The organism is Bacillus sp. MUM 13, assembly GCF_001866725.1.
Taxonomy (GTDB): domain Bacteria; phylum Bacillota; class Bacilli; order Bacillales; family DSM-1321; genus Peribacillus.
Map to the genome: position 1 here is coordinate 1 of NZ_MLYQ01000069.1, position 10,235 is coordinate 10,235.

Annotated in this window: 6 protein-coding genes; all 6 read left to right on the forward strand. The window is 35.9% G+C overall.

What is annotated here, in order from left to right:
* The first annotated feature begins 90 nt into the window (after positions 1-90).
* The 6 genes from BIV59_RS16265 to BIV59_RS23765 all read left to right on the forward strand — a co-directional run bounded on the left by BIV59_RS16265 (position 91) and on the right by BIV59_RS23765 (position 10,222).
* Positions 91-1,845: an AIPR family protein gene (locus BIV59_RS16265; RefSeq protein WP_071352506.1), complete on the forward strand. Its 1,755-nt coding sequence runs from the start codon at positions 91-93 to the stop codon at positions 1,843-1,845.
* Between the two features lie 21 nt (positions 1,846-1,866).
* The gene (locus BIV59_RS16270; RefSeq protein WP_071352507.1) at positions 1,867-4,338 is read left to right on the forward strand and encodes a UvrD-helicase domain-containing protein; all 2,472 of its coding nucleotides are present in this window, start codon (positions 1,867-1,869) and stop codon (positions 4,336-4,338) included.
* A gap of 30 nt (positions 4,339-4,368) precedes the next feature.
* Positions 4,369-7,038: a PD-(D/E)XK nuclease family protein gene (locus BIV59_RS16275; RefSeq protein ID WP_071352508.1), complete on the forward strand. Its 2,670-nt coding sequence runs from the start codon at positions 4,369-4,371 to the stop codon at positions 7,036-7,038.
* 21 nt (positions 7,039-7,059) lie between these two features.
* Positions 7,060-8,724 (forward strand): 3'-5' exonuclease, encoded by a 1,665-nt coding sequence (locus tag BIV59_RS16280; protein WP_071352509.1) that lies wholly within the window; start codon positions 7,060-7,062, stop codon positions 8,722-8,724.
* Positions 8,725-9,515: 791 nt separating this feature from the next.
* Positions 9,516-9,953: a very short patch repair endonuclease gene (locus tag BIV59_RS16285; RefSeq protein WP_071352510.1), complete on the forward strand. Its 438-nt coding sequence runs from the start codon at positions 9,516-9,518 to the stop codon at positions 9,951-9,953.
* Positions 9,954-10,051: 98 nt separating this feature from the next.
* Positions 10,052-10,222, forward strand: coding sequence for a hypothetical protein (locus BIV59_RS23765; protein ID WP_170846177.1), 171 nt, complete (start codon positions 10,052-10,054; stop codon positions 10,220-10,222).
* The last annotated feature ends 13 nt before the right edge of the window (positions 10,223-10,235 follow it).

A 10,235-nucleotide genomic window follows, 5' to 3' on the forward strand; every position in this document is an offset into this window, starting at 1 on the left:
TAATATAAGAATTACGAACCAATTTTTGTCTTATAATATATATAGATAAATAGTGCATCCAGGAAAAAACTGACAGGAGAACTGAAATAAATGAAGGATATTAACGAGTATTATAGAGATCTTAATGAAGAGATTAATCATAAGAGCGATATAAATGGAGAAGATAATAAACAAGTCTTCACCGCATTAATTAGTGAGCATTTGATAGAAAATGAGAGCATTATTGCTCCTAACATCTGTTCATTTCAAAGCCCTGCTGATGGGATCTGTATAAATGGATATGAATTAAGTGATGAGATGAATACATTACATGTTTTTATAACTGATTTAGCTGACAGGGAGTACCCAGTTATGATTAGCAATGAGGAAATTCATAATTTAGTTGATCAAGCTGAAATGTTTGTTTACGCTGCCATTACAGGTCAATTAGATACCATATCTATAAACCGGGAGGCAAATCCGGAAATTTACGATTTGGCTAATACAATTTCTATAAATCATAAAAATATACGCCATGCTTCAATACATGTTATGACAAATAGGATCAGTGAGGTAAAGGAACACTTAACTGATTCCGAAATTGAGGGGACGAGCCTTACATACCATATATGGGATTTGCAGAAGCTTTATGAGTTTGATGTTGAGAATAAACCAATGGAAGAACTGCATATCAAACTTGTCGAGCAGTTTGGCGAGGAGCTTCGTTTGATTAAAGTACCAATTGAGAATGATGCTTACGATTGTTATATCGGATATGTATCAGGAACTCTTCTTGCCGAGGCCTATGAATACTATGGGAATCGTTTAATGGAAAGAAACGTTCGGTCCTATCTTCAGGCGCGCGGAAAAATAAATAAAGGAATTATTGCAACTGCAAAAAAATTTCCAACCATGTTCATGGCTTATAACAATGGTTTGACAACTATTGCAGAAGAAGCGATTTTTTCCAACGAGGAGAAAAATGGTTTTGTGGAGATTAGTGAGCTTATTGGCTGGCAAATTGTAAATGGGGGCCAGACTACAGCCTCATTGTACAGAGCTTTAGCGAACGGGGAGGATTTGTCAAAAGTTCATGTTCAGATAAAGTTAAATGTTATTAAGGATATGACACAAAAAGATGATATCATATCCAAAATATCAGAGTATGCTAACAGCCAGAATAAAATTTCAATTTCTGATTTACGTTCAAATGACTCTTTTCAGGCTGAATTGGAGCGGTTGTCCTACATGGTACTTGTACCAGGAACTTCCAACCCAGAAACAAAATGGTTTTATGAAAGAACACGCGGCCAATATAATGTAGAAGTAAACAGGCACGGTACTACTTCCGCTAAAAAGCGCGCATACCAAAAAGAGTTTCCTAAACAACAAGTGATTAAAAAAACAGAAGCTGCAAAATATATTAATAGTTGGGAACAGCTTCCTAATATAGTGAGTAAAGGAAGTGAAGCGAACTTTCTAGAGTTTTGCGAAATGAATCGAAACCATAAAGTAAATCCCGATGAAAAGTATTTCCGCCATTTGATTGCAAAAGGTATACTTTTTCGGAGTACGGATAAATTAGTGCAGTCGCTTGGATATAAAGGATACAAGGCAAATCTTGTCACATACTCAATTGCATTGCTTTCACTACTAAAGAAGAAAAATTTTGATTTTGACGCTATTTGGAACAGGCAGGAACTTGGAAGTGAGGTTATACATGAACTAGAAAAAATTATTCCAGTTGTTTGGAATCATATAACCAATCCACCAGTAGCTGGATCAAACGTGACGCAATACTGCAAGAAAGAAATTTGCTGGATTGCGCTTAAAGAGAAAGTAACCAAAGGTGAACTTGTGGTTTAAAAGCAGAAGAAGGGGAGAAACATGGAGCGTTTATATTCTGAGCTTATCATTGGGAAAAAACACATGCTTAACATATCTATCCTGCAGCAGAAGGTTTTGTCAGGGACGAAAGTTATTATTCTTACAGATGAGGAAATTTTGTGGCCTGAAGATTGCACTCGTGAAATTGTAAAAAATAGTATGATGTTTCAGGTTTATACAAGTCCTTCTTATAGCTTTAATGAACCCCCCATTTCCTTTCCAAACGGTAAGGGAGTAAAAGATATTGAAGAAGTGATTGAAAAACATTTTCCTTCTTTTAACAGCAAACAATTTTTAATTGAGCATAGCGGTATAGAAAAACCTATTATTGTTATGGCAGGAGCCGGTTCGGGAAAAACAACGGGCATGGTACAGAGAATTATGTATTTGTTAAAACATATAAATATTGCTCCTGAAACTATTGCAATGATTACGTTTACACGCGAAGCAGCTAAAAATATGTTTGAAAAGCTGAGTGAAGCGCTGTATGCCCGATTTCAAATTACCAAAAATGCTCAATATTTACTTGATATCGAAAAATTAAATAATATTCAAATTAGTACGATCGACTCGTTTCTATATAAATTGTTCCGGCAATTGGGAAACGAAATGGGAATGGGTGCTAATGTTCGGATTCGAAACTATAAACGTGAACGGCAAGAACTTATTGAATCTGTCGTAAATAAATATATTAGTGAACTGGATAAGAACCAGGAGAACACATTGTTTCTAAATAACTTATTTACTCATATTCGAGATTACGAGTTTGTGAAAATGATAAATTCTTTTTGGGAAGAATTTGAGAAGAAGGGAATTCAAATATCTTCAAAAATAGCACTGCAGGAATTGTTCGGGGAATGTGACATTGTATATAAACCCTTCCAGGATCTCATTATACACGTGATTAAAGAATGTGAGGAGCAATTCCGTATTCAGCAAATCCAGGAAAATGCGATTACAGTAAGCAGCTTGTCCAGAATGACTGATTTTCTTTTAAAAACTAACCCTTCTTCACTGGAACAGATTCATTTTCCTTACCAGTATTTATTTATTGATGAGTTTCAGGACAGCAGTGATTTTCAAATTAAACTTGTACAGCTTTTATTAACAAAACTTAATATAAATCTGTTTGTTGTAGGTGATATAAAGCAGTCCATTTATAGATTCCGCGGAGCGGATGAATCTGCTTTTGAGAAACTGCAGAAAGAGCTCACTGGCTCAGAGGAATTTTCTCTAAGACAGAACTACCGATCTTCTCAAGTGCTCCTTGAAATGCTGGACCGTAAATATTTCTCTAAGTGGAATGGATATTTTCCATACAGTAAAGATGACAAATTAATATCTTTTAAGCAAAAAGAAGAAGGTGCATCCCCTTTAGTTGTAAAATCTCTAAATTATCAGGAGCAAAAAGAGTGCCGTCTTCTTTTTACGCAATGGATTAGAAAAGTAAAAGAGCAGCTTAATGACAAGGACCCACAGAAACATAAAGTTGCAGTACTTACACGCACGCGAAAAGAGGCGCGTCTTGTTGCGCAATGGTGTAAAGAGGAGAAAATTCCGCTACACTTAGATATAGGCGGTACCCTCTTTGAATCAGAGGCTGCCAGGGATTTGAACCGGCTCCTTCATGCACTCGCGTTTCCGGGAGACACTCGTTATATCTGTGATTATTTGCTGACACCATATAGTAAATACCAAGTAGAACCGACATTTTTACTGAAAGCGGGAAGTAACCCAGAGTCTCTAATGCAGCTGCTGAAGCCATACACTGAGGAACTTAGAAAATACCATGAAGAAGCACGCCGTATACCGGTTCTTTCTTTAATACGTTGTGTAATTGAACAGTCCGAAGTTGTACAAAGATACTACGAAATTCAGCTGCAAAGGGGCATCGACGAGAATGAATCAGAAAGAAAAGCATTGGCTTATGAATTAAATCTAGGCAGGCTCCTGGATATAATAACAGAGCAATACCGGGGTGAGTATACTTCTCTGCACTCTCTGCAAACATGGTTTAACATTCAGTTAAAAACAAACCGAGATGAGGACGAAGCGCAAGATGATAATCTAACTATAAATGCTATAAATATTTTGACAGTACATCGATCAAAAGGGTTAGAATATCATACTGTCATCATTCCTTTTACAGATCGCTATTTTTATAGTTCTCTCATGAACAATGTTTTACTGTTTAACCACGATAAAACACAGGCAGGCTGGCAGATCACGGCGAGAGGCAGGGCAGCAGACCATTCTGAGGACATTCATTTTAGCAATAGTAATTTCAGCACCATCTCTAAATCTTCATTCAGTTCAGAGAGTGAAGTCACGATGAGTGAAGAGAAGGCTATTGAAGCGGAAGAATTGCGTCTATTGTATGTGGCAATGACCCGTGCGAAAGAACAATTATGGATTATAAAATATACAACAAAGCCTGCCAGACACTGCTGGGCAAAATATCTGTATGAGTAAGAGAGGTAATAAAAAAATAGGAGGTTTAGCATGTCAAATGTTAAAGTTTTAACATACGCGTCTCCAAATGATCCAATAATACAAGATGTGTGTTTTAATGATAATATTTTGCATATTTGTGCAACAGCCAGCCTTACAGAGGCGATGGTAAACCGTTTTAAGGAAAAACAAAATGTGATTGCCGCTAAGTGGTTTACTGATGCAATTCTTGGCAACTGGATGGCGTCCTCCGTTAAACTTGAACAGTATATGTATTTATCTGAACTCGTTAGAAAGGGTTCTGCAGATAATCCCGATGACAATCCTGTTAATCAGGCAGTGCGCCGTAATAAGGCTGATGTACTGTTGACAATTCGAATGCTTGCAGAGCTGGGGATAAAACCATCTGATTTAAGAGAATGTGCTCAAACTAAGAATGAACAAGTTCTTTCGCAAGTTTGGGAACAATTGGAGAAAAAAGACGAGCAAACTAAATACTTTAAAAGGCTGGATTGGTTTCATTTTGCACTAAAACGGCAACGGCCGAATTCTTTTAGGAACATGATAAACGAACGCTTAATGGAAAAGTATAGGTGGGATAAAGAGCATCAGCCGGAAATAAGGGTGAACCCTGTAAATCTTCATGTTAATCAAACAATTGTATTACATGGTTTTTACTTTTTAACACCTATACAGCAGCTTATCTTTCAGGGGCTAAAACAGGCTGGCACAGACATTATTTTTCTTCAATTTTACAATTCAAAGTTTCCAGGTACATTCTCTTTTTTAAAGAATATTCTGGGAGAGGACAACGATTGGGTCTCTGAAGATAAATGGCATGTTTCGGCCTTCAGAGACGAGCAGTCTGACCTTTCAGCAGACTTTCTAGCATCACTTTTTGAGCCAAACGTACACATTCAAAAACCTGCTTCTAATAGGATAAGTCAAATAAGGTATAAAAACTTGTATCAATGGATGCAAGTTTTTAAGAACGATACGATTGATAAAAATACAGCTGGGGAAACATCCGTTAATCATCTTACTGCTGCTGGAGAAAATATCCAACAGAGGTTGCAGGAGTTTTTTCCTGACGAATCTCTATCTAAAAGAAACTTTCTTTCTTATCCAATTGGTCAGTATATCATGCACCTTCATAAGATTTGGAACCAAGAGACGAAGGAGCAAATGGTTGATATAAATACATTAAAAGAGTGTTTCTTATCGCCGTGGCTATATGTTAAAGAATCGGCAGCAGGTGAAAAAAAATATGCTTCTGATTATTTGCATTACTTAGAGATGATAAAAGATTTTTTTCCTCAAAGCATGACATTGAAAAAATGGATTGAGAATTTGGATTTGTTAATTAAAAATATTCAGGACGGACCGTTTCTTTCTCATGACCTTAACAGTTTACCGGAACATGCTCGCTTTATTGATGAGATAAAGAATCCGATTAAAAAAATAGGTCCATATTCTATTAAGAAAGAAGATTTAGAGCATATCAAAACGATACTTGAATTAATGAATGGCCATGTAAAGCAGCTGTTCCGTGAAGATAAAGTTTTTTTTACTCTTCTTGAATACTACAACTTGCTTCAGAAAATCTGGATGGGCAGTCTCAGAATAGAGGACTTGCAGAACCATGAAAAAAAATTAATTAAAAAGCTGGAAGAAGTATTTCAGTATAATCGAAACCCATTGATTGACCGAGAGTATCATATAGAAGATATTGCAGAAGCTGTGCATGTTCTTCTCGGAGCGTCCCTTGATAATAAGGATGATGATGACGAGCCGCCGACTAAAAGGTTAATCCATCTGGGCTCTATTGCTGAAATTGATGGTATGATTTTTGAGGGAAAGGATATTCATGTTTCGGGACTGGATGAGTTTTCTTTTCCGAAGTTTTCTCCGACTCTTCCATGGCCGCTAACAATTAAGACTGTGGAGAAACTCCGTATAAAGTCACCTAGTTTGAAGGCCCTGCTCCTCCGGGAAAATCACAAAGAATTAATTCCAAGGTATTTATTCTTTGTTCTCTTGTCAGGGACACAGTCTATAACGCTTTCTTGGTTTAAAGATTGGGATGGAAAGCAAGAGCTGGAAAGGTCAATCTACTTAAAACTGATTGAAGACTTATCTGTTATCTCACGAGAAGTAAAAGCAGGAAAGGTGAACTTACCTCATGAACAGTCTGAATTTCTAAAAGATGATACCGTAAACTATGAACAGTCATTCAGTTCCTATTCGGAGTATGCTCTATCCGAGCTGAACTTGTGCAAACGCAGATTTTTTTACAGCTATATCGTTCAACCATACAGTGTTTACCAGACGGATTTTCACTTTAGTTTTTTATACAGCAACTTATATAAACTATTATCTCAGTTAGGTACTGATCCAGCTCTAATGATGAAACAGGTGTTTCCGTACTGGTCAGATTTTAAAAGAGAAGCAAAGTCGAGAAGTGCTTTAATCTTTAATACACCGTTTGTACTTTCCAGACCTTTTAAGTATGCGGGAATCCAATATAAAGCATTAAGTGGATTGAAATATCTGGTAAACCCTGCTAACAGCACAAAAGGGTGGAAGAGAGCCTGGGACAATGCAGGCTTTAAATTTGAAGATGACATTGACTTACTGCAGGCAGAGCCTGGACCAAATTGTAAATACTGTCCGCATGAGGAATTTTGTCCTGCAGCGCGGTATGCAATAGATGAAGATTAAGAAGAGGAGGAGAACTCTTTAATGACAAATACTTCACTTAGTACTGATACAAACAAATTGGCATGGAATTCCTTCTTGAAATGGGTCACTTCATCTCAAACGGCAGCTGGAGCAACGGTACAGTATGAGGCAGCAAAAATTTTAAAAAATATCACTCTAACTCAAAAACAGACAGAAATTGTACTAAGCCAAAGTAAACACCTGCTCATTCGAGGGGCAGCGGGAAGCGGAAAAAGCCTTGCGCTCCTCTCTAGAATGATTGGAAAGATGCTGGACGAAGAAAATGGACGCTACCTCTATATATCATACAATAACAAGCTGGTCCAGAACTCACGAAAACAGTTTACCAAGACCCCCTATTTAAGGGAAATACAGGAGCGCCATAACTTAAATGAGAATGTCTGGTTTAAAACATTTCACGATTTAGTGAAAGATGTGTTACAGCAAATAAACAAGCCGGTAACAAGGTTTGAAACAACACCAACAGCATTAGAAATCAATAATGGTCGGATAATTCGGCATATGCATAGGCTTTTAGGAACCTTGGATTCAGAAGAATACAGAAATATGCCGCCTATTCACAAAATCAAAGAAAGTGGGAATGCAGGATTTCTGCGGGATGAGTTTATGTGGATCAAGGCAAATAACTATTTAACAGAAGAAAGTTATATTAATTGTGAACGAGTTGGCCGAGGAAATTTGCCATGGATTTCCCGTGATCAGCGCCGCACGGTCTTTAAATTGTTCCTGAAATATTGTGAGGAGCAAAAGACCGTTTATCATAACCGCCTCGATGGAGAAGACTATGCATTGAAAATTATAGAACACTCAGATTGTATTCCTGAAAACATAAAGTTTAATCATATTTTTATTGACGAAGTTCAAGACCTGCAGCCTATGCAGCTGTATGCTCTTACTCTTCTTTCCCGAGGTACAATTACCATATGCGGAGATGACAAGCAGAAGATATATAAAAGCAGTCCTTATTCATACCGCAGGTTAAACATTGATATTGACCGAGGCAATAATTTTATGCTGGAGAGTATTTTCCGTTCAACAAAACAAATTATGAAGCTAGCTAATTCCTTGAAGTTTGAGCGAAAAGAAGATGATACAAATTTAAAAGAGATATACGATAGGAATGGTTCTAAGCCGAGCATATTGCACTTTCGTTCTTATAAAAAACAAATACAATACATTGTAGATGATATCCGAAGAATTAAGCAAAACTATCCTAAAGAGTCAGTTGCAGTAATTCATCGTTTTAATAATACGCGGGTTATTCAAGAATTAAAGAATGCTTTAGGCCGCTATTTTTATGTACAAAGACCGGAAGAGGGAAATGAGTCTGGGTCTGGCAGACATGTATACATTTCAGACGCTCATCCAATTAAAGGTTTGGAATTTGATCATGTATATATTATTAATTTTGATAAAAATACCTATCCTCTAAATTCTGAATTTTCATCTCTTGAAAATTACAACAGTGATTCAATTATGACTTCACATTACAAGGATGACAGAAGACAAATTATTGAAATGGAAAAACGTGTGTTGTACGTTTCACTAACCAGGGCAAAAAAAAGTGTAACTTTAACGTATTGTGGAAGCTATTTCGAGGACAGATCTCCATTTATTGCAGATTTTAATTCTAAAGATTTTAATTTCAGAAATAATATTTCCTAGTTGAGATATAGATTTCTTTCATTAATTCTCAACGGTATAATGTAGGATTCAAGCATTGTAGGACTGTATAATAATTTTAATATTTTGGGGGAGGAATTTGGTGCATTTTTAACGATAACTTAACTGAAATGAACTTAGCAAAAAAGGAGCTAGTTTTTTTATACAACTCCTAAGTAAGGAAATAAACGATAAAGTAAAATATAAAGCTGCATGCATTGGAGATTCAGAGCCAGTCAATTTGTTACCATGTGTTCTTTGAAAAAACATTCTATTTCTGCCAGAGGTCTTGTTATATAGAGTCTGGGGACTGGGTCAAATAAAGATAAATAATATAATATAAAGCAAGAATTTGAATTTACAATAATTATATAAGTATACTTAGTAATGGGTTAAACTGCGGTTTTTCATAGGAATTTTTCATTAATTCCTTCATTATGCATCTTCAAGTGGTATAATTGTTTGCAACTTCATACATTATGCGATAATTATTTTATGTAAAAAGTAACAGTTATACACAAAAGGAAGTTACGGGTGAAGTACCACTTCGTCTGCATGAATTTATAGACCGGATTTATTAAGAATCCATGTTGGTGGTATAAAATTATTTTTCAGTACCGAAAAAATCTATAAACTACATAAATAAGTTAACCTTGAAAAAAGTCACTAAAATTAGTGACTTTTTTGTTTATATAAATGAAGTTGTAGGATAGTAAAAGAAAAAAGGCTTTACGAAAGGTAGACAGAAGTCATTTTGCAAAATGCTGTATAAACGGCAGGTAAGGAGGAGACAAATGTCCGATACTCATACAAAAGAACAAAGAAGCAAGAATATGAAGGCAATAAAATCTGTTTCTAAGTTAGAAAATAAAGTGTCTACGGCTTTATGGAGCAGAGGGATACGGTTTAGGAAAAATGATAGGAGCCTTTTCGGAAAACCGGATATCTCAATTAAGAAGTATAAAATTGCCATTTTTATTGATTCTTGCTTCTGGCACTGCTGTAAGGAACACGGAAACCAACCGAAATCAAACCGTGACTATTGGGATAAGAAACTAGAAAGAAACGTTGAACGAGACAAAGAAGTTAACAAGTATTACAAGGAAAAAGGATGGAATATTAAAAGAGTCTGGGAACATGAAGTGAAAAGTAATTTAGAAAAGGTAGTGGATGAACTATTTGACTTTATCCAGGATATAAAAGAAAGATGCCCAATTAAGAATAAAAAGTAAACATGCCATTTTTAAATATATATTATTATATCGTATACAAACTTAACCAACCTCATTTCGTTTTGTGGAATGAGGTTAATTTATTCGGGAGGAATAAAATGAAACAGTATGAAATTAATAAGAACAGACAGTTAGAACTATTTGAAAGAACTCCTGTAACACAAAAGCATGCAAAAAGAGTAACTCTCGTTAGCATTAAAGTTGTTAGAGAAAAAAGCTTTCTTTATCCGCGTAGAAATGTAAGTTCACCAGGTGATGCTTATTGTTAATGACGTACTGCAT

Excerpts from the sequence above, each read along its gene's own strand:
- BIV59_RS16275 (WP_071352508.1), top strand. The coding sequence starts at position 4,369 with ATGTCAAATGTTAAAGTTTTAACATACGCGTCTCCAAATGATCCAATA.
- BIV59_RS16270 (WP_071352507.1), top strand. The coding sequence starts at position 1,867 with ATGGAGCGTTTATATTCTGAGCTTATCATTGGGAAAAAACACATGCTT.
- BIV59_RS16280 (WP_071352509.1), top strand. The coding sequence starts at position 7,060 with ATGACAAATACTTCACTTAGTACTGATACAAACAAATTGGCATGGAAT.
- BIV59_RS16285 (WP_071352510.1), top strand. The coding sequence starts at position 9,516 with ATGTCCGATACTCATACAAAAGAACAAAGAAGCAAGAATATGAAGGCA.
- BIV59_RS23765 (WP_170846177.1), top strand. The coding sequence starts at position 10,052 with ATGAAACAGTATGAAATTAATAAGAACAGACAGTTAGAACTATTTGAA.
- BIV59_RS16265 (WP_071352506.1), top strand. The coding sequence starts at position 91 with ATGAAGGATATTAACGAGTATTATAGAGATCTTAATGAAGAGATTAAT.